General features: G+C 62.4%; 25 protein-coding genes. 15 read left to right on the top strand and 10 right to left on the bottom strand.

Annotation, left to right across the window (positions count from 1 at the left end; translation table 11 throughout):
- Nucleotide 1 precedes the first annotated feature (1 nt).
- Nucleotides 2-1,069 (bottom strand): branched-chain amino acid ABC transporter substrate-binding protein, encoded by a 1,068-nt coding sequence (locus ACCO56_RS11860; RefSeq protein ID WP_433640793.1) that lies wholly within the window; start codon nt 1,067-1,069, stop codon nt 2-4.
- Between the two features lie 151 nt (nt 1,070-1,220).
- Here ACCO56_RS11860 and ACCO56_RS11855 point away from each other — a divergent pair, with 151 nt between their 5' ends.
- The 7 genes from ACCO56_RS11855 to ACCO56_RS11825 all read left to right on the top strand — a co-directional run bounded on the left by ACCO56_RS11855 (nt 1,221) and on the right by ACCO56_RS11825 (nt 7,572).
- The gene (locus ACCO56_RS11855; protein ID WP_433640791.1) at nt 1,221-1,724 is read left to right on the top strand and encodes a flavin reductase; all 504 of its coding nucleotides are present in this window, start codon (nt 1,221-1,223) and stop codon (nt 1,722-1,724) included.
- Nucleotides 1,725-1,751: 27 nt separating this feature from the next.
- A complete protein-coding gene (locus ACCO56_RS11850; RefSeq protein ID WP_433640789.1) occupies nt 1,752-2,684 on the top strand; it encodes an AAA family ATPase in 933 nt (310 codons plus the stop codon).
- A 4-nt stretch (nt 2,685-2,688) separates the two neighbouring features.
- Nucleotides 2,689-3,939 carry a vWA domain-containing protein gene (locus tag ACCO56_RS11845; protein ID WP_433640787.1) on the top strand — a complete coding sequence of 417 codons (1,251 nt, stop codon included), beginning with the start codon at nt 2,689-2,691 and terminating at the stop codon, nt 3,937-3,939.
- 43 nt (nt 3,940-3,982) lie between these two features.
- On the top strand, nt 3,983-4,318 hold the full coding sequence (locus ACCO56_RS11840) for an XdhC family protein (protein WP_433640785.1): 336 nt from the start codon (nt 3,983-3,985) through the stop codon (nt 4,316-4,318).
- A 2-nt stretch (nt 4,319-4,320) separates the two neighbouring features.
- Nucleotides 4,321-5,031, top strand: coding sequence for an XdhC family protein (locus ACCO56_RS11835; protein WP_433640783.1), 711 nt, complete (start codon nt 4,321-4,323; stop codon nt 5,029-5,031).
- Nucleotides 5,028-6,638, top strand: coding sequence for an NTP transferase domain-containing protein (locus ACCO56_RS11830; RefSeq protein ID WP_433640782.1), 1,611 nt, complete (start codon nt 5,028-5,030; stop codon nt 6,636-6,638). Before ACCO56_RS11835 ends, ACCO56_RS11830 begins: the two co-directional genes overlap by 4 nt.
- Nucleotides 6,639-6,744: 106 nt before the next feature.
- Nucleotides 6,745-7,572, top strand: coding sequence for an alpha/beta hydrolase family protein (locus ACCO56_RS11825; protein WP_433640905.1), 828 nt, complete (start codon nt 6,745-6,747; stop codon nt 7,570-7,572).
- Nucleotides 7,573-7,683: 111 nt separating this feature from the next.
- Here the strand turns inward: ACCO56_RS11825 and ACCO56_RS11820 are convergent, their stop codons facing one another.
- The gene (locus tag ACCO56_RS11820; RefSeq protein ID WP_433640781.1) at nt 7,684-8,727 is read right to left on the bottom strand and encodes a DUF1176 domain-containing protein; all 1,044 of its coding nucleotides are present in this window, start codon (nt 8,725-8,727) and stop codon (nt 7,684-7,686) included.
- A gap of 227 nt (nt 8,728-8,954) precedes the next feature.
- Here ACCO56_RS11820 and ACCO56_RS11815 point away from each other — a divergent pair, with 227 nt between their 5' ends.
- Entirely contained in the window at nt 8,955-9,461 is a 507-nt protein-coding gene (locus tag ACCO56_RS11815) for a DUF1993 domain-containing protein (protein ID WP_433640780.1), read from the top strand.
- 83 nt (nt 9,462-9,544) lie between these two features.
- Here the strand turns inward: ACCO56_RS11815 and ACCO56_RS11810 are convergent, their stop codons facing one another.
- On the bottom strand, nt 9,545-9,697 hold the full coding sequence (locus tag ACCO56_RS11810) for a hypothetical protein (protein ID WP_433640778.1): 153 nt from the start codon (nt 9,695-9,697) through the stop codon (nt 9,545-9,547).
- Between the two features lie 294 nt (nt 9,698-9,991).
- On the opposite strand from ACCO56_RS11810, the gene ACCO56_RS11805 reads away from it, so the two are divergent.
- The 7 genes from ACCO56_RS11805 to ACCO56_RS11775 all read left to right on the top strand — a co-directional run bounded on the left by ACCO56_RS11805 (nt 9,992) and on the right by ACCO56_RS11775 (nt 14,618).
- On the top strand, nt 9,992-10,273 hold the full coding sequence (locus ACCO56_RS11805; RefSeq protein ID WP_433640777.1) for a DUF2218 domain-containing protein: 282 nt from the start codon (nt 9,992-9,994) through the stop codon (nt 10,271-10,273).
- Between the two features lie 78 nt (nt 10,274-10,351).
- Entirely contained in the window at nt 10,352-10,822 is a 471-nt protein-coding gene (locus ACCO56_RS11800; protein ID WP_433640775.1) for a hypothetical protein, read from the top strand.
- Nucleotides 10,823-11,029: 207 nt separating this feature from the next.
- A complete protein-coding gene (locus ACCO56_RS11795) occupies nt 11,030-11,278 on the top strand; it encodes a hypothetical protein (protein WP_433640773.1) in 249 nt (82 codons plus the stop codon).
- 122 nt (nt 11,279-11,400) lie between these two features.
- Nucleotides 11,401-12,453, top strand: a complete 1,053-nt coding sequence (locus ACCO56_RS11790) for an aldo/keto reductase (protein ID WP_433640771.1) — start codon at nt 11,401-11,403, stop codon at nt 12,451-12,453.
- 26 nt (nt 12,454-12,479) lie between these two features.
- Nucleotides 12,480-13,742: a cysteine desulfurase-like protein gene (locus tag ACCO56_RS11785; protein ID WP_433640770.1), complete on the top strand. Its 1,263-nt coding sequence runs from the start codon at nt 12,480-12,482 to the stop codon at nt 13,740-13,742.
- Between the two features lie 57 nt (nt 13,743-13,799).
- The gene (locus ACCO56_RS11780; RefSeq protein ID WP_433640768.1) at nt 13,800-14,048 is read left to right on the top strand and encodes a ParB N-terminal domain-containing protein; all 249 of its coding nucleotides are present in this window, start codon (nt 13,800-13,802) and stop codon (nt 14,046-14,048) included.
- Nucleotides 14,049-14,147: 99 nt separating this feature from the next.
- Nucleotides 14,148-14,618, top strand: coding sequence for an SRPBCC family protein (locus tag ACCO56_RS11775; protein WP_433640903.1), 471 nt, complete (start codon nt 14,148-14,150; stop codon nt 14,616-14,618).
- A 253-nt stretch (nt 14,619-14,871) separates the two neighbouring features.
- Here the strand turns inward: ACCO56_RS11775 and ACCO56_RS11770 are convergent, their stop codons facing one another.
- The 7 genes from ACCO56_RS11770 to ACCO56_RS11740 form a co-directional block, all read right to left on the bottom strand.
- Nucleotides 14,872-16,059: a CAP domain-containing protein gene (locus ACCO56_RS11770; RefSeq protein WP_433640767.1), complete on the bottom strand. Its 1,188-nt coding sequence runs from the start codon at nt 16,057-16,059 to the stop codon at nt 14,872-14,874.
- A 442-nt stretch (nt 16,060-16,501) separates the two neighbouring features.
- Nucleotides 16,502-18,076, bottom strand: coding sequence for a class I adenylate-forming enzyme family protein (locus ACCO56_RS11765; protein ID WP_433640766.1), 1,575 nt, complete (start codon nt 18,074-18,076; stop codon nt 16,502-16,504).
- 2 nt (nt 18,077-18,078) lie between these two features.
- Nucleotides 18,079-18,999 (bottom strand): MaoC/PaaZ C-terminal domain-containing protein, encoded by a 921-nt coding sequence (locus ACCO56_RS11760; protein WP_433640764.1) that lies wholly within the window; start codon nt 18,997-18,999, stop codon nt 18,079-18,081.
- Between the two features lie 10 nt (nt 19,000-19,009).
- The gene (locus ACCO56_RS11755; RefSeq protein WP_433640762.1) at nt 19,010-19,798 is read right to left on the bottom strand and encodes an SDR family NAD(P)-dependent oxidoreductase; all 789 of its coding nucleotides are present in this window, start codon (nt 19,796-19,798) and stop codon (nt 19,010-19,012) included.
- A 22-nt stretch (nt 19,799-19,820) separates the two neighbouring features.
- On the bottom strand, nt 19,821-20,783 hold the full coding sequence (locus ACCO56_RS11750; protein WP_433640760.1) for a cyclase family protein: 963 nt from the start codon (nt 20,781-20,783) through the stop codon (nt 19,821-19,823).
- 31 nt (nt 20,784-20,814) lie between these two features.
- On the bottom strand, nt 20,815-22,131 hold the full coding sequence (locus tag ACCO56_RS11745; RefSeq protein ID WP_433640759.1) for a TRAP transporter large permease: 1,317 nt from the start codon (nt 22,129-22,131) through the stop codon (nt 20,815-20,817).
- A complete protein-coding gene (locus tag ACCO56_RS11740) occupies nt 22,131-22,646 on the bottom strand; it encodes a TRAP transporter small permease (protein ID WP_433640758.1) in 516 nt (171 codons plus the stop codon). The genes ACCO56_RS11745 and ACCO56_RS11740 overlap by 1 nt, the downstream gene beginning before the upstream one ends.
- Between the last annotated feature and the right edge of the window lie 39 nt (nt 22,647-22,685).

The following is a 22,685-nucleotide window of genomic DNA, read 5'->3' as shown; positions in this document are numbered from 1 at the left end:
ATCACTCCCCGTCGGTGACGGCCACGAACTTGACGCCGTCGAACCGGAACAATCTGTAGGGGCTCTCCGTCAAGTCGCCCTTAACGTCGAACCTCACTGTGCCGAGCGCTGTTCGAAATTCCTGGCTGTCGAGGGCTGCCGCGGGAGTTCCTCCCGAAGAGGCGGCCGCCATTGCGATCTCCATCGCCGCATAGGCCGGCAAGACATAGCCCTCGGGGTGGATGCCGGCCTTCCCGAGCGATTCCACCACCGCGGGGTTGGCGATCTCGGCCCATTCCGGCAGCCCGATCATCAGGGTCCCGGCTTTCAGCGGAACGTCGCCGGGCGCGCTGCGCAGCGTCTCTCCACCCGCGATGACGAGGGGCATGCCGAGTCGCTGGGCGTCCCGTGCGATGACGGCGATGTCGTCGCGATCGCCGCCAACAAACAGATGTGTGGCGCCCGCCTTGCGCAGGCGGCCGACGAGGCCGATCTGGTTGTCGAGCTGCGGCCGGTATGTGTCGACGAAGACCGGTTTCCTGCCGGCCTGCTGTGCGGCGGCTCGGAAGCTTTCGGCGAGCTCCCGTCCATAGATGGTGCCGTCATCTATGATGGCGAAGAGCTGGTCGCGCCACAGCCTTGTGAGGATTGTGGCGATCGCGCCGCGTTCGCCATCGGCGCGCGGTGCCAGCCGGTAGACCGGCCAGCCCGTTTTGCCGCGGCGATCCGTGAGGCTGTCGGTGCGCACGCCGGGCGTGATGACGGGGATAGCCGCGTCCATCAGGATGGGGAGGGCTGCTTCGATGGCCTCGGTGCATAGGAAGCCGACGACGAGCCGAACCTTCGCTTCGACAAAACGGCGAGCCGCGGCTGCTCCACCCTCCGACGTGCAAGCGTCGTCGGCGGTTTCTATCTCGACCTCCGCGCGCGCCTTCGCCGCGGCCTGTGCGCCAGCCTCCACTTGCCGGCCGAGCGAGGCAGAGGCGTCGGTGAGAGGCGCAGCGACGCCGATGCGCATGGCGTCCGCCTGGGCGACGCCGCATAGTGCGAGGCCCGCGGCGAAGGCCGAGATGAGACGCAGTGGAGGCATCCGGAACCAATTGCTCGAATGAAATGCGCGGCAAGCGCTGCGCCAGAGGTAAAGGCTGGCGGGCCGTGGCGCAACACGCTAATGCGTCCCGCATTCTTGTGCCGATGCGGGGACGTGGTCATATATGTGGATCGACAAGCGGGAAAATCCGGTGCTCAAGAAGAATGTTGTGGAAGGCAAGCTCTATCGTGACGCGATGAGCCATTTTGCCGGGGCTGTACATGTTGTTGCCACCGATGGGCCGGCCGGCAGGCGCGGCACGACCGTCATCGCTGCCTGCTCGGTGTCTGACAATCCACCGGTCGTGCTTGTATGCTTGAACCGCGAGAACCCGCGCAACGACACCTTCGCCAGCAATGGCCGCTTCGCCCTGAACACGCTCGCTGCCGGCCAAAGGCTTGTTGCCGAGGCCTTTTCCGGCCATACCGGTCTAGCGCAAGAGGAGCGTTTCAACATCGGAACCTGGGCGACGCTCACCACGGGCGCACCGGTCTTGTCCGGAGCGCTTGCGGCCTTCGATTGCGAGATCATCGATACCAAGGATCTTGCCACCCATCGTGTGCTTTTTGGCAAGGTGACAGGCCTGGCCGTCGGCGATAACCTCAAGCCGTTGCTTTATCACAATCGCGGCTATCGCCTGCTGGACGACGGCTGATCCCGGAGAAGAAACGAGCCAAACCCGGTGAAGAACGCCCTCGAACCGCGCGCCTTGCCGCAATCGATCGACGAGACGCTCGCTCTGCTGACGAGCGCCGACTATGTCGCCGATCGTGCGCTGGCGACGGTCCTGTTCCTCAGCCTGCGTATGCGCCGGCCGCTTTTCCTCGAGGGCGAGGCCGGTGTCGGCAAGACCGAGATCGCCAAGGTGCTGGCAAATGCGTTGGGGCGCCGGCTCATCCGCCTGCAATGTTATGAGGGACTCGACGTCTCTTCGGCCGTCTACGAATGGAACTACGCGGCACAGATGATCGAGATCCGCATGGAGGAGGCGGAAGGCAAGGTCGATCGGAAGGACATGGAAAAGAATGTCTTTTCGGAAAAATACCTGATACGCCGGCCTATCCTGGAAGCTTTGACGGGGAAGACGGGCTCCGCTCCCGTTTTGCTCATCGATGAGCTCGACCGTACCGACGAAGCTTTCGAGGCATTCCTGCTCGAAATCCTGTCGGACTTCCAGGTGACGGTGCCCGAACTCGGCACGATCAAGGCCGAAGAGGCGCCGATCGTCGTCATTACGACGAACCGCACCCGCGAGATCCATGATGCGCTGAAGCGTCGGTGCCTTTATCATTGGGTCGACTATCCCGATGCGTCCCGCGAACTGGAGATCGTCAGGCGCAAGGTGCCTGACGCAAACAGCCGGCTCTCGGCGGAGGTCGTCCGCTTTATCCAGAAGCTACGCGAGATCGAGCTCTTCAAGGTCCCCGGCGTCGCCGAAACCATCGACTGGGCCGGTGCTCTGACCGAATTGGACAAGATTGCGCTCGATCCGGAAACCGTTTCCGACACGATCGGCGTGATCCTGAAGTATCAGGACGACATCGCTCGCATCGAGCAGGGCGAGGGGCGCCGCATCCTCGAGGAAGTGAAGGCCGAGCTGTCGGCGGCGGAATAGCGCGATGGAGAGCTATCGTTCAGTTCCCGGTGTATCGCAGCCCGAAGGGCGGCTCGCCGACAACATCGTGTTTTTCGCCCGGGCGTTGCGCAAGGCCGGCATGCGCGTGGGACCGGCCGCCGTGAAGGATGCCATCGAGGCGGTGCTTGCCGCCGGCATCGGTTCTCGGGACGATTTCTATTGGACGCTTCACGCAGTGCTGGTCACGCGCCGCGAGGACCATGCCGTCTTCGACGAGGCATTCCGCCTGTTCTGGAAATCCCGAGAGCTGATCGAGAAGATGCTTGCCATGTTTTCTCCGGTCGCCCCCGACACGAAAGCAAGGGAAAAGCCACGGCCGGCGGAATCCCGCGTAGCCGACGCGATGTTCGAGGGCCACCGAAAGGAGCAGAGGCCGCAAGAGATCCCCGAGATCGAGGTGGACGCCCGCCTCACATTCTCGGGTAATGAGGTGTTGCGCAGCAAGGATTTCGCCCAAATGACGGCGGCCGAACTTGCCGACGCGCGCAAGGCGATCCGGGAACTGCGCCTCCCTTTCGACGAGGTGAGGACGCGCCGATTCCGCGCCGACCCGAGGGGCCGCCGCACCGACCCCCGCTCCATGATGCACGCGGCGCTCAGGACCGGCGGCGAACTGATCCTGCCGAAATTCCGCTCGCCTCGCATGGTCCACCCGCCGCTCGTCGTCCTGGCCGACATTTCCGGCTCGATGAGCCAGTACACCCGCATCTTCCTGCATTTCCTTCATGCGCTTGCCGACAAACGCCGGCGTGTCCACACTTTCGTATTCGGTACCCGGCTGACCAACTTGACGCGCCAGATGCGCCATCGAGACCCCGACGAGGCTCTCGCCCAGTGCTCCAGCGTCGTCAAGGATTGGTCGGGGGGCACCCGCATCGGCGACACGCTGCATGAGTTCAACCGGCTCTGGTCGCGCCGCGTGCTCGGCCAGGGCGCCGTGGTGCTTTTGATCACTGACGGGCTGGAAAGAGACGATGTGAGAGGCCTGGCGGAGGAGATGGAGCGGCTGCACAAGAGCTGCCGTAGACTCGTCTGGCTCAATCCGCTGCTCCGCTTCGACGGTTTCGAGGCCAGGGCGCGGGGGGTCAAAGCCATGCTGGCGCATGTCGACGAGTTCCGTCCGGTGCACAATCTCGACGCGCTGTCGGACCTTTGCGCGTCGCTCGGAACCGGCCTCACGAGCGCCAACGATCCGCGCCGATGGATGAGCCTTGGCAAGCGGGATGCCGCGTGACCATATTCGTGTCTGAGCATCGGCGAAACGTGGAGGAATGACCATGGATTCGACAGTTCTCGACGAGACACGCGATCCCCTGGCGATTGCAGAGGGATGGCTCGATGATGGGCGTCATGTCGCCGTCGCCACCGTTGTGGAGACTTGGGGCTCGGCGCCTCGTCCGGTCGGCAGTCATCTCGTCATCGACGGGGAGGGAAACTTCCACGGCTCGGTGTCCGGCGGCTGTGTCGAGGGCGCGGTGATCACCGAGGCTCTCGACGTCATCGAGGGCGGGACGCCCAAGATGCTGGAGTTTGGGGTCGCCGACGAGACGGCGTGGCGTGTCGGCCTCTCCTGTGGTGGACGCATCAAGGTTTATGTCGAGCGGTTGGGCTGACCATGAAACCATCGTCCCTGAAGATCCTCAACGGCGAGCGCCGCCATCGCCGAGCGGCGATACTGCTCACCGATTTGACGAAGGGGAATGACCGGGTCGTCCGCGAAGGTGATCCGATCGCCGGCGCGCTGGGAGAGGTTGTCGCCAAAGCCTTTCGCACCGGTCTTTCGACCACTGTGGAGCACGCTGGCTCGACTTATTTTCTCAATGTCTACCCGCCCCGCCCCCGCCTGGTGGTCATCGGAGCCGTTCATATCAGCCAGGCGTTGGCGCCGATGGCCAGGATCGCAGGCTTCGATTTGGAGATAATCGATCCGCGAACGGCATTTGCGACGCCCGACCGTTTTCCCGAGGTGCCGCTTTTCGCCGAGTGGCCCGAGGACGCGCTGAAGGCGCGGCCTCTCGATGCATATACCGCGCTCGCCGCGTTGACCCATGATCCCAAGATCGACGACCTCCCCTTGAAGGCGGCGCTCGATACCGGCTGCTTCTACGTCGGTGCACTCGGCAGCCGCAAAACCCATGCCAAGAGGGTCGAACGGCTATTGAATGCCGGAACAGCACCGGAAGACATCGAAAGGATTCATGCGCCGATCGGGCTCGATATCGGTGCGGCGAGCCCGGCGGAGATCGCCGTGGCTGTCCTTGCTCAGGTGGTCAAGGCGTTGCGTTCGCGCGGGCTCGGCGACAGCGCGAAGGGCAGGGCAGCGTGAGGTTTGGCCCCATCGCAGTCCAGAATGCGGAGGGCGCGATCCTTGCTCATTCGACGACCGCCGGCGACCGGCGCCTACGCAAGGGGCACAGGATCGGCGCTGACGATATTGCGGCCCTGACGCAGGCAGGGATCGCCGAGATCGTCGCCGCGGTGCTGGAACCTGGCGACCTCGGCGAAGACGAAGCGGCGGCACGTGTCGCAGGCGAGATGATCGTTTCCGGCATCGAGGTGAAGCCGGCCGGAACGGGCCGTGTCAATCTGCACGCCCGGGAGGCGGGGGTCTTCGTCGTCGACAAGCAACTGGTCGATGCCATGAATGCTGTCGATCCTGCGGTCACCCTTGCCACGTTGCCGCAACATGCGGGGGTCGAGAAAGGCCAGATGGTCGCGACCGTGAAGATCATCCCCTTCGCCGTGCCGGGCGCGATCGTCGACATGGTGACTTCGCTGTGCACGGCTTGCGAAGCCTTCTCCGTGAGGCCGTTTCGGTCGCGCAAGCTCGGTCTCGTCCAGACAATGCTTCCGGGAGTGAAGGATAGCGTGCTCGACAAGACCGTGCGTGTCACCGAGACCAGGCTGTCCCGTTCGGGCAGCCGTATCGTCGGCGAGCGGCGCACGCGGCATGAGGAGGGCGACGTAGCCGACGCCATCGCTGCCCTTGCGGACGAGAGCGATGTGATCGTCATATTCGGCGCCTCCGCAATGAGCGATCCCGACGACGTGGTGCCAGCCGCGATTCGAGCCGCGGGCGGAGAGGTCCTCCGTGCCGGCATGCCCGTCGATCCCGGCAATTTGATCGTGCTTGGTTCGCTGGACGGAAAACCTGTGCTCGGCGCGCCGGGCTGCGCGCGTAGCCCCAAGGAAAACGGCTTCGATTGGGTGCTGGACCGGTTGATGGCCGATGTTCCCGTGACCGCTGACGACATTGCCGGAATGGGCGTGGGCGGCTTGCTCATGGAAATCGCCACGCGGCCGCAGCCACGCGAGGCTCCAAAGCGCCCGGCTACAGCGAGAGTCTATGCCGTTATGCTTGCGGCCGGACGCTCCAGCCGCATGGGCGGGCCGAACAAGCTGCTCGCCATGTTCGGCGATGAGCCGCTAGTGCGGCTCACGGCCAGTCGCGCCATTGCGAGCCGAGCGTCGGGAACTGTCGTCGTAACGGGCCATCAGGAAGAGCGGGTACGCGCAGCGCTCGCTGGGCTTCCCCTGGAGATTGTGTCCAATCCTGAATTCGCATCAGGCCTCGCCGGTTCTCTCAAGGCAGGAATTGCCGCCTTGCCCGCCGACACGGCAGGCGCTTTGGTCCTGCTCGGCGATATGCCGGGTGTGGGCAGCGCGGACATCGATCGCCTCGTCCTGGCATTCCATGCCGCCGGCGGCACATCGGTGGTTCGCGCCACGCACAAGGGCAAGCGCGGCAATCCCGTTCTCCTGCCGCGCGCGCTGTTTCCGGCAGTGGCGACGCTCGAGGGGGACACCGGCGCGCGACATCTCGTTGAAGCGGAGGATATTGCGGTGGTCGATGTCGAGATCGGCGAGGGCGCCTCCATCGATGTCGATACGCCGGACGCCATGCGACTGGCTGGAGGCATCTTGCAAGAATAGCCGAATCGCTATCGGCTGCCACTGTCTGCCCCTTGGACCGCGTTTGGATACCTTGCTCAAACTCCTTCTGACAGTGTTTGTCGCGCAGGCTCTGCTCCTGTCTTTCATGGTTGGAAGCCACGCGGATCAATTGGCGTCATTCAAAGACAAGCTCTTTGCCTATCCCCGCATTCTCGCCCAGGCGGATGACGGCGCCTATGTCGTGGTCGACTATAGCGAGGCACGGGATATCGACGCACGCGACGAAATCCCGGAGCGGCGGGTGAAGAGCGGCTACGTCGCGCTCGGCGTCCGGAAGGCGCAGCAGGACCTCGTGCTCGCGACGCCCGCCGGAAACGTCCGGCACTTCGCCGTCGGTAGGAGGAAGGGCGCCGAGATTATCACTGTCTATCTTCACGGCCAGGGCGGCAGCCGCAGGCAGGGCGTCGACGACTTTACTTTCGGCGGCAATTTCAACCGCATCAAGAATCTGATGGTCGAAAATGACGGCCTCTACCTATCACCTGATTTTTCAGACTTTGGTGACGCCGGCGCGGCGGAGATTTCGGCCCTGCTCGATCATTATCTTCAGCAGTCGCCGGGCGCGAAGCTGTTCATTGCCTGCGGATCGATGGGCGGTGGGTTGTGTTGGAAGCTCGCCGCTGACAAGGCGCTCGCTCCAAGGCTTTCCGGCCTGCTGCTCCTCGGTTCGCACTGGGATGATGGTTTCCTGGACAGCGAGGCCTTTCGCCGGAAAGTTCCGGTCTTCTTCGGCCAGGGCAGTCGTGACACGGTATTCCCTGTCGAAAAACAGGAGGCGTTTTACCGTTCGATCCGCAAGAGGTCTCCCGGCTATCCCGTCCGCTTCGTGCGTTTCGAGACCGGCACCCATGGCACGCCGATCCGTATGACCGATTGGCGACAGACGCTCAACTGGATGCGGTCGATGGAATAGCCGCCGACTTAGAGCATTTCGCAGCCGACCGGATTCGGTCGGCGTCGCGAGAATGCGGCAAAAACAAAGACCTAAAGCGTGTCACCCGAATCCGATTGCCAGCGACACGCTTTAGGGGCCGATGTTGAAATCCAGAACCGTTTCCGGGTTTACCTTTTCGTCATAGCTGGCGTCCACGTCGTATTTCACCAGCGTGAAGGCGCCGTTACGGAAGATGTAGGTCGCGGTCGACGAGGCATCGCCTATGCCCCGCCACTTCGAAAAGGACGTCAGCGTCTTGGTCGCGGGGTCGTAGTCGGAATTCACCAACTGGTCCTCGGTCAGGTAGCCGATGATGGTGGTCGACTCGACCTTTCCCTCGGAATCGTCGTTCTCGTAGCGGATGTCGAGTTCCGGTGCGGCGAACTGCAATTGAGTCACCTCGTCCATGTCGTCCGCGAAGTAATACACCTCGTTTGTGTTGTAGGCGCCGGAACCGCAGGCGAACTTGAAAAGCTGCGCCTTGCGTTCGGGCTGGTCTTCCGGGTCGGAGATGTAGTGGAAGCCGATCTCGTAACGCTCGAGCCCCGCGGCGTCGGGTTCCGCGTCGCGGGCGAGAGTCTGGCAGATCGAACCGTAGGTCGCCACAAATGCCCTTTGTGCCTGCTCCTTCACGAAATCGCGGGCTGGCGGGGGCGGCCCGTCTCCGCATTGCGCTGGAACGGCGTCCGTCAGGTCGCCGTCTGCGACTTTGAGCATTCCTTTCTCCAGATGCAAGGGCTGGAAGGTCTCTCCCTGAATCGCCGGATTGGCAAGCCTGGCCGTATAGCAGCCGGCAAAAACGCTCTCCTTGCCGTCGTTGGCCGTCGCCTTGATCGCGACTGGCACTTGGTAGAAGGTGCTGCCGGCCGCGCCTTCACTGCTGACGGCGCCGGTTTCGACATCGACACGCACGGTGTTGGCAAAACCCTTTGCGAAGGTGTCGAAATCCTTGGCGGGCTTCTTCTCTCCGAAATAGCTCCAGGCTCGGCCATATTCGCGCCGGTCGATCGCATTGTAGAGCGAGCGTACCAGTGCGGCGGCATCCGAGCGGTCATCGAGATAGGGGCTTTCCTGAGGGAATGCCGGACTTGAAGCGGCACCGATCGTGGCAACGGCAAGAAGGAAAGGCCTCATCGCGAATCTCCCAAAGGATGTATGAGAATTGCCTTGGATTGTGGCGCTGCGATGAAATCACGCTGCCTCTATGCAAGCCGTTGCAGCAGCCCTAAGCAGACCATTCCTTGGCAAGCTAAGGAATGGTCTGCTTAGATTTTTTTGTCGCAGATTCTTGTCGGAAAGCCGTGGGACACCTTTCCGGAATCTGCTTAGATTCGACCGCTCAAACATTCCTGGAGAGACTTGTGACGATTTCGATGTATCAGGCTTCGGTGCCAGTTTTCCTCAACATGCTCAAAGGTTTGTCGCTTGTCCTTTCGAAGGGCGAGGCTTATGCGGCCGAGAAGGGGACGGATCCGCAGGCGCTGATAGATGCCCGGCTGGCGCCCGACATGTTTCCGCTTGCCAGGCAGGTTCAGATCGCGACCGACCACGCGAAGGGCGCGTCCTCGAGACTCGCCGGTCGGGAAGTCCCGAAATTCGAGGACACGGAAAGGACCTTCGCCGAACTACAGGCGCGGATCGGGAAGACTACGGAGCTCCTGGGCACATTCAGGTCGGAAGACATGGACGGTTCCGACGAGCGCACGATCGTCATCCCCATGCGAACAGGAGAAAGGTCATTCACGGGAATGACATACCTCCTGCACTTCGCCATGCCGAACTTCTACTTCCACGTCACGACGGCCTACGACATCCTTCGGCACAACGGGGTGCCGCTGGGCAAGACCGATTTCTTCGGAGTGCGCTGACCTAAGCAGATTCGGAAAAGTGTCTGCTAATTTTCCGGCAAGGCTAAGCAGGTGAAGCGTGGGCCAAGCCACGCAAACCTGCTTCAGCGGCGAGCGATGCGTGGAAAGTCGGCCGGTTTGATGCCGATCTCTGCCCGATCGGCCTTGCCCATTGCATTAAGCACGGCCATCGCCGTGCAGAAATTCTGGTGATCCAGCCGTTTCGGACGGACGAACATCTCTGTGAAGAATCCCATTGTTGCAAAAACCTTGAGCGCGGCATCGGATCCCGGAGGCAAATCCGGCCGCGAGCTAATTTCGGTGCTAGAGCATTGCGGGCTGGAACAACGGGAGCCGCTTGCGGATTACGACTGCGATCCCAGCCTCATGCTAGGACTTCTACACTGATTCTGAGAATTTGTGCAGTGCAGCATGGACATGGCTGCCATGCGCGCGACGGTGACGCGCTTTCGCATGGATGACACGAGCCGGCCCCCTTGTGAAAGCCACCGTCAGTGCCGATTTTGCGGACAAGACAAAAGGAAAACGAAATGAGCTATCAGTCGACCGCAAATGTCACGACGGAAATGGCGAGCCGCTATCTGCAGCAGCTCTGCAAGCATTTTGCCCACAAGGTGCCGGCCGAGTTCTCACCCGAGGCGGGTACGATCACATTTCCCATGGGCAAATGCACGCTCAAAGCGCAAGGCAATCTGCTCGCCATGACGGTGGCCGCCCAGACCGACGCCGACCTCGAGCGGATGAAGGAGGTCATCGGCAATCATCTGGAACGATTTGCCTTCCGCGACAAGCCGGTGATTGTCTGGGGTTGAAGTGATTTTTAACGCGCCGACCCTAGGGTGCTGGAAAAGCGGCAATCGCCGCGCGGGTCCAGGGTCGGAGGAACAATCGTGGGTGCAGGAACGGGCCGGGACTTCGCCTCGCTGCTTGACGAGTTGCTGGTCGAAGCCCGCATGGAAGACCATGGCGTGCCTCGCCCAGCCGTATCCTTCGACTATCTTGCCGTAGCCGAGGAACTCCTGTCGGGCCGCATCAAGGTCGCCGACGACAAGGTTGTATCGGAATATTCCGCAACGTCGGGGAGTTCCGACGAAAGGGTCGATGCGCTGTTCGAAGCAGCCGCCAGCTCGATAGAGTCCGCCGATCTTCCGCCTGTGGAGCCCGAGGCTATCTTGCGGGAGCTTGGGCTGAAGGCCTCGAGCAACGCCGCCGAGCTTGCCCGGATCCGGCGTGCCTTTGCCTTCAAGAACCACCCCGATCGAGTGGCTCCGCACCTGCGCCAGCGGGCCATGGTGCGCATGCAGGTCGCCAATATGCTCATAGACGATGCACGCCGCCGTGCCGGCCGCAAGCCTCGCTGAGGCTTCGCTGCCACGCTCGGGAACTTTTCGTGGTCGCCAGCCCGCGCGGGCTGGCTTCGCATCCGCTAACCGTGCAAAGCTGAGCATGTGAGGCTCTCCTCACCCGAATTTGACACAAGGCCGTGGGACGGGTTTTGTCGTGCGCGACGAACGACTCGCCGCGCCGGGCCGGAGCCGGCCAAGCTGGACGATCGCAAGAGGATCCGAATGGAAGACAACTACGAAAAATACGCTATCGCGGTGATAATCGTTTTCGGAGCGGTGATCGTCGGCGGGCTGATGGGAGCCACGATCGGCTTCGGCAACCGTACCGGATTCCTGTTTGCCTTGGGTTCCGCCACGGCTGGATGGATTGCGGGCCATGCCATGCTGTTCGACCGCCCACGCATCTACGGCGTCCTTATTGCTGTCGCGACGCTGATGGCGATCGCTTCGACTCTGGCGCTGGTGAGCTGATAGCAGGCGTGCATCGAAACACCGGCCATCGCAATTCGTAAACAAAAAACGGGCGGGTTCTGTCCGTTAGCCCCCCGACTCGAACGACTTGGCCGCTCGGCCGCAGATCAATGGAGCTGTCGATGCAAAAGCGCCGCCTGGGACGGACCGACCTTCATGTGTCCGCTATCTGCCTGGGCACGATGACGTGGGGCCAGCAGAATACGGAGGCCGAGGCTCATGCGCAGATGGACCTCGCCTTCGAGCATGGCGTGAATTTCCTTGATACGGCCGAACTCTACTCCATACCGCCGAAGCCCGAAACGCAGGGCAGCACGGAACGGATCGTCGGCGGTTGGATGAAGGCACGCGCCAATCGCGACCGCGTGGTGCTGGCAACGAAAGTCGTTGGCCGCACGGCCAACGACTGGTTCCGCGGCGGGCGGCCATCGAAGCTGGTGCGTGCCGATATATTCGACGCGGTCGACAAATCGCTCGCCCGACTTCAGACCGACTACATCGATCTCTACCAGATACACTGGCCCGAGCGGCAGATCCCATGGGGCGCCAACCCGACGCGTGTTGGTGCGTGGCCGGCACCGCGCGATGCCGACGAGACGCCGATTGCCGAGATCCTCGCTGTCTTCAACGAACTCGTGAAGGCAGGCAAGATCCGGCACATGGGTCTATCCAACGAAAGCGCCTGGGGCGTGATGCGCTTCGTGTTCGAAAGCGAGAGAGGGGCTGGGCCGCGTCCGATCTCGCTGCAGAACGCCTACAATCTCGTGAACCGGACCTTTGAGGTCAACCTGGCCGAAGTCTGCGACCGGGAGCAGGTGAGCTTGCTCGCTTATTCGCCGCTGGCACAAGGCTATCTCACCGGAAAATACGATCACGGCGCGCGTCCCGTCGGCGCCCGCTCCACGCTCTTCAATCGGGGGCAGCGTTACGAGACACCCAATGCGGCCGAAGCGCTTCTGGAATACAATACGCTTGCGCGGAAGTTCGGCATGGAGCCGGCGCTTTTCGCCAACGCCTTTGTCATCAATCGTCCCTTCGTCATTTCGAACATCATCGGTGCGACGTCGATCCCGCAGCTGCACACAGCCTTGGCATCGATCGAGGTGAAATGGACGGAGGAGATGCAGAAGTCGGTCGATGCAGTCCATCAGCGGGTCGGCAATCCCTGTCCGTAGCCGAGAGAGCGGGGGAGGAGCCCAGGATGTTTCCGATCGACGCGCAGCGAAACGAATTCCCGGCGCTCGCCATCAGGGACGGGGGCCGAAGACGCATCTACCTCGACAATCCGGCGGGAACGCAGGTGCCGCGTTCGGTGGCTGATGCTGTCGTCCGTTGCCTTCTCGAAACCAATGCCAATCTCGGCGGCTTCTTTGCCACGACGCTGGCCGCGCAACGAATTGTAGAAGCCGCGCATGAGGCGGCCGCCGATTTCCTGGGCGCCTCGAGCAGCGAGGAGATCATCATCGGCGCCAATATGACGACGCTCACCTACCACATGTCGCGAACGGTCGGGCGGCATTGGACGGCGGGCGACGAAATCATCGTGACGCGCATGGATCATGAAGGCAATGTTTCGCCCTGGCTACAGCTTGCCGAGGATCGTGGACTGACCGTGCGTTTCCTTCCCTTCGACCAGCAGAGCTGGCAAGTCGAGGAAAATGCGCTGTCGGCTCTGCTGTCGGAACGGACGAAGCTGGTTGCCCTCAACTATGCCAGCAACCTGACCGGTTCCATCAACCGTGTGAAGGAATTGACAGCGCGCGCCAAAGCGGCTGGCGCCATGGTCTATGTCGACGCCGTGCAGTTCGCGCCGCACGGCCTTGTCGACGTCCAGGCGCTCGGCTGCGATTTTCTCGCCTGCTCGGCATATAAGTTCTTCGGTCCCCACATGGGCATTCTATGGGGGCGACGGGCCTTGATCGACACGCTCGTCCCCTACAAATGCCGGTGCTCGTCCAATGACCTGCCTGAACGTTTCGAACTGGGAACACCGCAAATCGAGCTCATGGCGGGGCTTTCCGCCGCCATCGCATATTTCCAGGAGCTCGGCGAGCGTTTCGGCGCTACCGGTTCCCGCCGGGAGAAGATCGCGGCCGCATTCGAGGCGTCGATCGCCTACGAAGCCGGGCTGGCGCGGCGGCTGATCGACGGACTTTCGGCTGTACCTGGCTTGACGATCCATGGCATCACCGATCCGCGCCGCATCGATGAACGCGTTCCGACCGTTTCCTTCACGGTAGACGGCGTGGCGCCTGACGAGATCGCGCGCGGGCTGGCTGACGGCAATATTTTCGTCTGGTCCGGCCACAACTACGCCTGGGAGATCGTGCATCAGCTCGGCATTGCCGCCGACAAGGGGGTGGTGCGCATCGGCATCGCTCACTACAACACGGCCGAGGAGATCGAGGAAACGATCGGGGCCGTCATGCGCGTTGTATCGATGTTGAGGCAGAGGCACTCCTGACAAGATTGCCGGGCTTTTTCTTGCGGCAAGAAGAGGCTGAACGAGGAGAACAGACCTATGCTGCGCGTGCAGAAAGTCAGGATCGCCGACATCTATGTGCCGGCGGCGCGGCGAAAAACGTTGCATCCGGAGACAGTTCGGCTGCTCGCCGAGGACATCCTCGAAAACGGCATGAAGACGCCGATCCAGGTGCGTGCCGACGACAAGCGCTATGTTCTGGTCGAAGGGCTGCATCGGCTCGAGGCGGCCAAGTGGCTCGGGGAGGACACGATCGAAGCCTATCTCGTGCAGGCGCGAAAGCACTGAGCGCAGGCAGGGCCAGAACGCGCACAAAAAATCTGCTTGGCCTGTCGATTCCGGAGTTGGTCGCACGACGTACGATTGAATGAAATCAACGAGGAGACGATGATGGTTGCCCAGACTTCAGATCGCGAACTGGTCCTTTCCCGCCTGATCGATGCCCCGCGCGAGAAGGTCTACCGCGCGTGGACGGAAGCAGACATTCTCAAGCAATGGTTCGCGCCAAAGCCTTGGACGACGCCGCGGGCCGAACTGGACGTTCGGCCGGGTGGCACCAGCTTTGTCGTCATGCGTGACCCCGACGGAAACGAATATCCGAACCAGGGCATCTACCTGGAGGTCGTACCGAATGAGCGGCTGGTGTTCACGGACGCTTATACAACTGCCTGGCAGCCATCGGAGAAAGCTTTCTTCACTGCCGTTTTGACCTTCGCGGACGAGGACGGCAAAACGCGCTACGTGGCGCGCGCCCTTCATTGGACGGTCGAGGACAAGGAGACCCATGAGAAGATGGGTTTCCATGAGGGCTGGGGCCAATGTGCGGATCAGCTCGAAGCGGTGGCGAGGACGCTGTGATTGGGGGAGAGCGACATGCCGAGATCGACGCTTGTTGCTCGTGCCATAACATAAGTCTTGGCCTTGGTGACCACGCCCCTTCTGAATGAGGAACATCCTGGCTCTCGGATGGGCGAAGAACCGTCGCGTCGCCGATTCGATCGAAGCGGCGACGCCAAATTCCGCTGCTGCCATGCGCATCGGCTTGGGGATGTAGGCGCCGGGCTGGTGATTTTCGGTGCCGCCGGCACTTCGGCTACCAATCGGCAGTCGATCAGATCAACTGATCGGAATGGAACGTCGCAGTATGTGCCGCCTGGGCGAGGATTTTGGCCAAGGCGGCGTCGACGGCCGGAATATCCCACGATGCATCGTCAAGGATGCCATCGTCTGGCATGGTGCTCGCATCATCATTCGGGTCGAAGCCCCCGTGTCCTGCCAGATCGGATAGTTCTTCCGCGTCGGAGGGAGCCTCCCCAGACCATTTGAAGCGCAATGGGCCACCGTCCGGCGCGGTAGGACCGGCAGCCTCGGCCTGTTCGAAGCTCGGCAAGTGGTCGTTGCTTGCATCGCCGCCGTTGTCATGTCCGAGGAACCGGGCAAGCCACGCCGCGGTCGCGGCACTTGGCCCGTCGCTCTCCGGTATAGCGTTGGCGATGGGTGCCGGCTCCGACCCAGACGTGGCATCCGGCGCTGTTCCAGGCACGGCCTCCTGTGCCGTCTCCTGTGCGGCCTTTGCGGCTGCCGAAGCCTTTGGTACGGGATCGACCAGGTCCTGCTTGATGTTTTGGGTGCTGATGGTGACAGTCTGGCTGGAGGTCGCGATATCGGGTCCCGAGAATGTGACTGTATAGGTGCCAGGCTCCAGCGCCAGGTCGTAGCCGCCGGCATCCATCGTAGCGGTCTTGAACGTGCCGGCCGAGTTGCTGGCTGTCACTGTAATATCTTTCAGACCCTCTCCCGGATCGTAAAAACGATCACCGTCCCGGTCGTCGAACGCTACCCCCGTCAGGAAAAGGTCGGAACCGGACTTCGCGAAATCCTCGGTGGCGAAAGCGCTCGGCCGGCCGCGATAGTCGCCCACTTCGAAACCGAGTCCGATTTCACGGAAATTGGGATTGAGAAGGTTCGCGCGATGACCAGACGAGTTCATCAGGTTCGTGTGGAGCAGCATCACCTCGTCCTGATGGCCCGTAGGTGCTCTGGTGGTCGCCCAGGCGATGTTTTCACCCGTTGCCCAGCTCCCGGAGAATCCATAGCCGGCAGCCTTCATGCGCTCCGTGGAGTTTGATCCGTCCGATCCGGTATGGGAGAAGGTGTCGGTTGCGAGCATCCAGCGGCTGTGTCCGCCCGCGGCCTCGCTCAAATCATTGTCGAAGGCCAGTGGCTGCGCCTTCGCCTTGGCCCGTTCTGCATTGACGAGTTCAAGCAGGTATTGTTCGTTTGCACTGTGTTGCGGCATGCGGTTTCCACTCCTCCGTGGTCTTTTGATTGGGGTACCGCAAGCCCCCTCCATCACCCCGAGCCGCTCTTAGGAGCGAAGCGTGTCCGACGTGCGGCGCGACAAAGGCCATTTCAGGAAATGCATATACGCTTGATCGCGCTCCCGGCGCGACTTGCACTCTGGATTGCAAGCTGAGGAAGTAGAGGTTCGCTCAGCCGCTGGCGTCGATCATTGCTCCGGACCGCTTGGGTAGCGGCGCTGCTGTTCTGAGTGCTTCGAGGCCAGGAAGATGCTGACGAGTGCGGCGATTGAGCCCTTCGAGCAGAGCGGGTTTGCTTTCGCAGCCGGTTCGCGAACCAGCGCAGCGACGCCGGTTCATGCCCGATTGGTGGCGGGTTTAATGCATGTCGCTCGAAAGTGTGCAGCGGTTTGGCAAAAACAACAGCTATTTCGAGCAAGCCTACGGGAGAAGATCACGAAGCGCGGTTTTCAGAATCTTGCCGTTGGCATTGCGCGGCAACGGCTCGCCGAGATTGATGATGCTGTCCGGCACCTTGTAGTCCGACAGCCGCTCGGCGCAGAACCGCTTGATGTCAGCTTCTTCGAAGGGGCGATTGTCGGCGAAGATGAAGGCGTGCGCGCGCTCGCCCAACACCGGGTCGGGCATGCCGACCACCGCCGCCTCGACCACCGACGGATGGTGAGTGAGCACGCTTTCCACCTCGATGCAGTAGATCTTGAATCCTGCGCGGTTGATCATGTCCTTCTTGCGATCGAAGACATAGACATAGCCGTCCTCGTCCTTCGAGCCGATGTCGCCCGAGACCCAATAGCCCCCGACGAAGCCGTTGCGGTTACCTTCGACGTTGTCCCAGTACCCCGGTACAACCATGGAGCCGGCGATCAGGAGTTCGCCGGACTCGCCCGGCGGCACCTCGCGTCCCTGGTCGTCGACGACGATGATGTCGGCGCAGGGCAGCATCTTCCCGACGGACCTGGGCTTCTTAGCGATGTCGCCGGGAGGCAGCAACGTCACTGGCGAGGTGGTCTCGGTCGAGCCGTAGGCGTTGCAGAGCGACAGGTTTGGCAGCGCTTCGGCGAGCCGCTCGATCGTGGCACCAGGCATCGGCGCTCCGCCGAAGCCTGCGACGCGCCATGCCGAGAGGTCGAAGTCGCGGAAATCGGGGTCGAGCAGGCAAAGATTGTACATGGCCGGCACGATGAGCGTGTAGCTCATCCTCTCGGCTGCGGCGAGCTCAAGGAAACTGCGCGCCTTGAAGGCGGGCATCACTACCGTGCGGCCGCCGAGATAGATCATGGTGAGGATGATCGCCACCAATCCGGTAACATGCGAGGCCGGCACCGCAAGCATGGCGATTTCGCCGCGACCCAGGCCCCAGGCGGCCTGGAAATGGATCAGTGAATGGATGGTGCTGACATGGGTCAGCATAGCGCCCTTCGGCTTGCCCGTGGTGCCGGAGGTATAAAGCAGGCAGAGCGTATCCGTCTCGGCAACGCCGGGAAAATCCACGGGTTCGGACTCGACCAGAAGCTCGCTGAATGAGGTTCCCGCACCGTGGCCCACGACGAAAACCTCGCGTAGCGACGGCACAGCCGCACGCTCCGGCAGATTGGCCTCGTGCTCGGCGGCGTAGACGATCGCCGTCGCGTGGCACTGGTTGAGCACGAATTCGATCTCCGGCCTGCGCTGGCGGGTATTCATCGGTACCGAAATCAATCCCGCACGCGCGGCGGCCATGAAGGTGTAGAAGAACTCGAGTCCGTTGCCGAGGAGCAGCGCGATGCGGTCGCCAGGGTTTAGCCCGCGGGCAACCAGGTTGCGCGCAACCGCTTCCACCCGCTCGCCAAAAGCGCGGTAGGTGATGCGTTCTTCACCGAGCACGATCGCCACCTCTTCGGCCGAGCGCTCGATGGTCGCACGGAACATCGCGTCGAGAGAGGCCGGGCGATCCGGAAAGCAGCGCACGACGCGCTCGCCGTATAGCGTTTCGTAACGGGTCGCAGGAAAGGCCATGTCTATTCTCCCAAAGCAGTGACCTTGGCGTGTTCAGCATCTGGACGGGCGTCCACAACATGCGGCTCCCCAGAGGCCAAATTGCCCAAGGTGGCCTCGCCATTGTCGATAACCCTGCGGTCTCCGACGAACGCACGGAACGACACTTGCTCGCCTTCGCGCCAGAGTTCGATAGAGAGCGTTTCGCCCGGATAGACGACGCCCACGAAGCGGCAGCCCATCAAGGTTATGTCCGGCCCGTCGCAGAAGGTGCGGCGGATCGCGCGCGCAACATGTCCGTAGCTCGCCAGCCCATGCAGGATGGGCGCGGCGAAGCCGGCACCTTGGGCGAAGCCAGGATCGATGTGCAGCGGGTTGTCGTCGCCGGAGAGGCGGTAGATCAGCGCAGCGCGCCGCGACGTGGGCATGTCGACGAAGACATCTGGCGCGCGCGCCGGCATCTCATGCGGGGCGGGCGGCGCTAAGATGCGGCCGCCGAGACCGCCATCAGCGCGGCAGAAGGCGGTCTGACGCACGGTGGCAAGCAAGAGCCGGTCCTGCTTGCGACGGATCTCGCGTTCGCTCTCGACGAGCGCGCCGCGCCCTTCCCCCTTGTCGTAGATGGCGGTGATGCGAGGCCGGGCCACCACGGTCGCCGCAACCGGAAGCCGGTGGTGGATCTGGAGGTGCTCGGAGGCATGCACCACGCGCATGAAGTCGAGCCCGGTCGGCAGGTTGCGATACCAGAATCCGGGATATGCGAGAGTCACCGCCATGGAGGGCAGAACGCTCAACCGCTCCTCGAATACGAGGTCGAGTTCATGGTCGTCGAGCGGATCTTCGCCCGCGCCGACGCCTAGCGCATAAAGCACCGTATCGCGCCAGCCATAGGAATGCTCGATCTCAGGGAAGGTGAGACCAAGCAACTCTTCGTAGCGCGACATGGCGGCCGGCCTATTTCGACACTTTCGCCGGCCGGCCGAGCATGAACCCGGCGTCCACCGTCAAGAACTGGCCGGTCATCTTCAGCGCGTCGCAGACAAGGAAGGTGGCGGCGTCGGCGATGTCGTCGGCCGAGCAGACCGCGCCGAGTGCGGACGAGTTGGCGAAATTCTGCTTCACCGTCTCGAAGGTCTCGCTGCCGAGACCGGCCGGCAGCCAGCGCGTATCGATCAGCCCGGGCAACACGACGTTGACCCGGACCTCGGGCGAGAGCAGCCGGGCAAGCGTCAACGTCAGCGTGTTGAGCGCACCCTTGGACGCGATATAGGCGATCGAACTGCCATTGCCGTTGACGCCGGCAATGGACGAGATGTTGACCACCGCGCCATTGTCGCTCTTCCTCAAATACGGCTCGGCGGCGCGGACCATCTGGTAGACGCCGATCACGTTGACGCCGTAGACCCGGAGGAAGTCTTCGGCATTCTGTTTCTCCAGATCGGCAAGGGCGGCGAACTGAGTGGTACCGGCGCTGTTGATCAGCGCGTCAATCCTGCCCCAGCGTGCGACCGCCTGGCCAACCATCCTGCGACAGTCGGCGTCCTCGGCGACCGTGCCTTTCACAGCCACCGCATCGACGCCGCAGGCGCGAGCCGCCGCGGCCGTCTCTTCCGCCTCAGCCTGGCTGCGGCTATAGTTGATGGCTACGTTGTAGCCGCGCTTGGCCAGTTGCAGCGCTGAAGCTGCGCCCACGCCGGTGCCGCCTCCGGTGATGAGGGCGACGGGATGTCCGGTTCCGGTCATTTCTGCCTCCCGTCGTGTCCGGTCACTTGATCGCCTGCGGATTGATCGGCGAGCCGGTGCCACCGGTAATGATGAGTGGCGGTGCGCAGAAAAAGAATTCGTAGACGCAGTCTTCTGCGCAATCGGCTGCGAGTTCGGAAAGGTCGAACATTTCGCCCATCGTGAGGCCCATTGCAGGAATGACAACCTGATGCCAAGGCTGCGCCGTCTCGGGGGTTCCGTTGGGACGGACCTCGACCCCCCAAGTGTCGGTGCAAATCGCGGCAATGTCCTTCTCGTGGCACCAATAGCAATTCTCGAACGCTACGCCTGGGGCGTCGCCGCCGGCATAGGTGCCCCAGTCGCCCGCCTTGCGAACGCGCTCCATGTGGCCGGTGCGGACCATGACGAAATCTCCCCGACGGATCTCGACGCCCTGCGCTTTTGCCGCGCTGTCGAGATCGGCATTGGTGATCGCATAGCCGTCGTCGAGATCGTCGACGCCCTTGCAGCGCGCCACGTCAAGGAGGACGCCGCGCCCAACCATCTTATCGCGCGTATGTTCGATGCCGTTCTTGTGCACGCCGAGCGCGTCCACCAGAGCGGCGGAATAGCCGTTGTACATTGTATCGCCGTAGAAGACATGACCGAGAGCGTCCCAATGGGTGGCGCACTGGATGGGCATGCTGATCGCATCGTCGGCGTAACGGATCTTCGGCTTTTCATCGTAGCGGCCGGCGAGGCCATCGGTGCCGGTGGCGAGCATGGTGTGAATCGGATTCCAGCGCGGGGGCCCGTCGAAGGCGCCCCTCTGAGGACCGTTCTTGTCGAGCGGCAGGCCCATTGCGAAGACCTTGCCCTTCCGGACGAGCTTAGCCGCGGCGATGATGTCTTCGGGCGCAACCAGGTTCAACGTGCCGATCTCGTCATCCTTCCCCCAGCGATTCCAGTTGGACAGCTTCTCGGTCGCTTCGTCGATGGCGGCGATGCCAGGCTTGATATTCATCAATACTACTCCGTTGGAATGAAGGACCGCGTCAACCGTAGATGAGGCGCGGGAAGAACAGGGAGATTTCGGGGATCGCGATCACAACGGCGAGCGCGATGAGCAGGATAGCGAAGAAGGGGAGGACGCCGCGGAATATCTCCTCGAGCGGAACCGCTTCGGCAAGCGAGGCTCGCATGGCGAAGACCACCATCCCAAACGGTGGGGTGATCAGCCCCAACTCGATCGTGAGGATCGCCACCATGCCGAACCAGATCGGGTCGTAGCCGAGATTGATCACCACCGGCACCATGATCGGCATGGCGAGCAGGAGGATCGAGACGGAGTCGATTATGCAGCCGAGCAGAAGCAGGACCAGGACGAAAGCGAGGATCACGACGATCGCGGGCAGTTCGAGGCCGATCGCCCAGATCGTCAGGCTGTCTGGCAGGCGCGAAAGCGTGAGCATGCGGCTGTACATCTGCGCCGTGATCAGGAGGAAGAAGATTGCGCCGCAGGCCCGGCCCGTATCGAGCAGCGTATCGATAAGGGAGGTCCCGGCGAACCGATGCTTGAGCGCGGCCAGGACCAGGGCGCCGAGCGCCCCGATCGCCCCAGCTTCGGTGGGGGTGAATAGCCCGCCGTAGATGCCACCGAGGACAAGCAGGATGAGAATGCCGATCGGTCCCATCTTGACGACAAGCTGCGTCGGCGACATGCGTTGCTTCGCGGCCGTTTGTACGCCGCCCGCCAGTTGCGGATTGGCGCGTACCCGAAGCATGATCGCGAGCATGAGGACCACTGTCACGAGAAGGCCGGGGCCGATGCCTGCCGCAAAGAGACGGCCGATCGATTGCTCCGCGACGACGCCGTATATGATCATCAGCACCGAAGGCGGGATCAGCATGCCAAGCAGCGCGCTGGCAGCAACGATGCCGAGGCCGAAGCGCCGGTCGTATCCAAGCCGGTTCATCTCCGGTATGGCAATCTTGGAGAAGACTGCGGCCGAGGCGACCGAGACGCCGGTGACCGCGGCGAAAATAGCGTTGGCGAAGACGGTGGAGACGCCGATCCCGCCATGCAGCTTGCGCGTCAAGGTCTCGGCGGCGTCGAACAGATCGCGCACGACACCGGCCCGCATCGCGAAGAGCCCCATGACCACGAAGAGTGGGATGACTGCAAAGGCATAGTCCGCAATGCCGCTGTAGGCGGTCGACTGCAGAAGGCTCGCCGCCACGGTCATGCGACCGGTGATCATGTAGACGCCGATGAAGCTGACGGCGGCGAGCGCGACGCCTATATGCATGCCGAGCAGGATCAGGCCGAAGATGAGGCCGACAGACAAAAATCCGATGAGTTCAGGTGTCATCAGCCCACCAGTTCAGTTTTGTCGGTGGCATTGTCGGCGACGGTTCCGCCGCGCGCCACCGTGATGAAATCGAGCGTGAACTGGAGAGCGGTCAATGCTGCGCAGCAGACGATGACCGTCCAGATCGGCCAGACGGGTATACGAACGGGAAGGGCGCCCTCGAACTCACCGATCTCCCATGCATTGAGGAGTTCCGGCACGCCGAGCCAGACGATCATCAGCATGATTGCGCAGCCGATGGCGGCGTTGAGTAGGAGTACGCCCTTTTGTGCGAAACCGGGCAGCAGGTCAAAGACCAGCGTCGTTCTTAAATGCCCTCCCGCGCGGAGCACGTAGGCCATCTGGAGCCAGAACATGCAGACCACGGCGAACCGTACGAGTTCGGGAACCCCCGCGAGAGGATGCCCGAGTTGCCGACCGATCACGTCGGCCGAGATCAACGTCATCAGCAGAAGGATGCCGATGCTGGAGAGCAGGTTCAGGCGCTCCAGCACCTTGTGAAGGATGTCGCCCATCGCTTCGACCCGATTGGAGTTCTGGACAGGGTGGGCTCG

Origin of the sequence: Mesorhizobium sp. 1B3 (genome assembly GCF_050958605.1) — a bacterium.
Taxonomy (GTDB): Bacteria; Pseudomonadota; Alphaproteobacteria; order Rhizobiales; family Rhizobiaceae.
The sequence above is the reverse complement of the archived record's forward strand: the minus strand, read 5'-3'. Positions and strand labels throughout refer to the sequence as shown.

What these genes read in the sequence shown, in the direction of transcription:
- ACCO56_RS11745 (WP_433640759.1), bottom strand. Translation starts at nt 22,131, where the DNA reads ATGACACCTGAACTCATCGGATTTTTGTCTGTCGGCCTCATCTTCGGC.
- ACCO56_RS11825 (WP_433640905.1), top strand. Translation starts at nt 6,745, where the DNA reads ATGGTTGGAAGCCACGCGGATCAATTGGCGTCATTCAAAGACAAGCTC.
- ACCO56_RS11740 (WP_433640758.1), bottom strand. Translation starts at nt 22,646, where the DNA reads ATGGGCGACATCCTTCACAAGGTGCTGGAGCGCCTGAACCTGCTCTCC.
- ACCO56_RS11790 (WP_433640771.1), top strand. Translation starts at nt 11,401, where the DNA reads ATGCAAAAGCGCCGCCTGGGACGGACCGACCTTCATGTGTCCGCTATC.
- ACCO56_RS11765 (WP_433640766.1), bottom strand. Translation starts at nt 18,076, where the DNA reads ATGGCCTTTCCTGCGACCCGTTACGAAACGCTATACGGCGAGCGCGTC.
- ACCO56_RS11795 (WP_433640773.1), top strand. Translation starts at nt 11,030, where the DNA reads ATGGAAGACAACTACGAAAAATACGCTATCGCGGTGATAATCGTTTTC.
- ACCO56_RS11835 (WP_433640783.1), top strand. Translation starts at nt 4,321, where the DNA reads ATGAAACCATCGTCCCTGAAGATCCTCAACGGCGAGCGCCGCCATCGC.
- ACCO56_RS11805 (WP_433640777.1), top strand. Translation starts at nt 9,992, where the DNA reads ATGAGCTATCAGTCGACCGCAAATGTCACGACGGAAATGGCGAGCCGC.
- ACCO56_RS11840 (WP_433640785.1), top strand. Translation starts at nt 3,983, where the DNA reads ATGGATTCGACAGTTCTCGACGAGACACGCGATCCCCTGGCGATTGCA.
- ACCO56_RS11750 (WP_433640760.1), bottom strand. Translation starts at nt 20,783, where the DNA reads ATGAATATCAAGCCTGGCATCGCCGCCATCGACGAAGCGACCGAGAAG.
- ACCO56_RS11755 (WP_433640762.1), bottom strand. Translation starts at nt 19,798, where the DNA reads ATGACCGGAACCGGACATCCCGTCGCCCTCATCACCGGAGGCGGCACC.
- ACCO56_RS11810 (WP_433640778.1), bottom strand. Translation starts at nt 9,697, where the DNA reads ATGGGATTCTTCACAGAGATGTTCGTCCGTCCGAAACGGCTGGATCAC.
- ACCO56_RS11860 (WP_433640793.1), bottom strand. Translation starts at nt 1,069, where the DNA reads ATGCCTCCACTGCGTCTCATCTCGGCCTTCGCCGCGGGCCTCGCACTA.
- ACCO56_RS11845 (WP_433640787.1), top strand. Translation starts at nt 2,689, where the DNA reads ATGGAGAGCTATCGTTCAGTTCCCGGTGTATCGCAGCCCGAAGGGCGG.
- ACCO56_RS11780 (WP_433640768.1), top strand. Translation starts at nt 13,800, where the DNA reads ATGCTGCGCGTGCAGAAAGTCAGGATCGCCGACATCTATGTGCCGGCG.
- ACCO56_RS11820 (WP_433640781.1), bottom strand. Translation starts at nt 8,727, where the DNA reads ATGAGGCCTTTCCTTCTTGCCGTTGCCACGATCGGTGCCGCTTCAAGT.
- ACCO56_RS11775 (WP_433640903.1), top strand. Translation starts at nt 14,148, where the DNA reads ATGATGGTTGCCCAGACTTCAGATCGCGAACTGGTCCTTTCCCGCCTG.
- ACCO56_RS11785 (WP_433640770.1), top strand. Translation starts at nt 12,480, where the DNA reads ATGTTTCCGATCGACGCGCAGCGAAACGAATTCCCGGCGCTCGCCATC.
- ACCO56_RS11770 (WP_433640767.1), bottom strand. Translation starts at nt 16,059, where the DNA reads ATGCCGCAACACAGTGCAAACGAACAATACCTGCTTGAACTCGTCAAT.
- ACCO56_RS11760 (WP_433640764.1), bottom strand. Translation starts at nt 18,999, where the DNA reads ATGTCGCGCTACGAAGAGTTGCTTGGTCTCACCTTCCCTGAGATCGAG.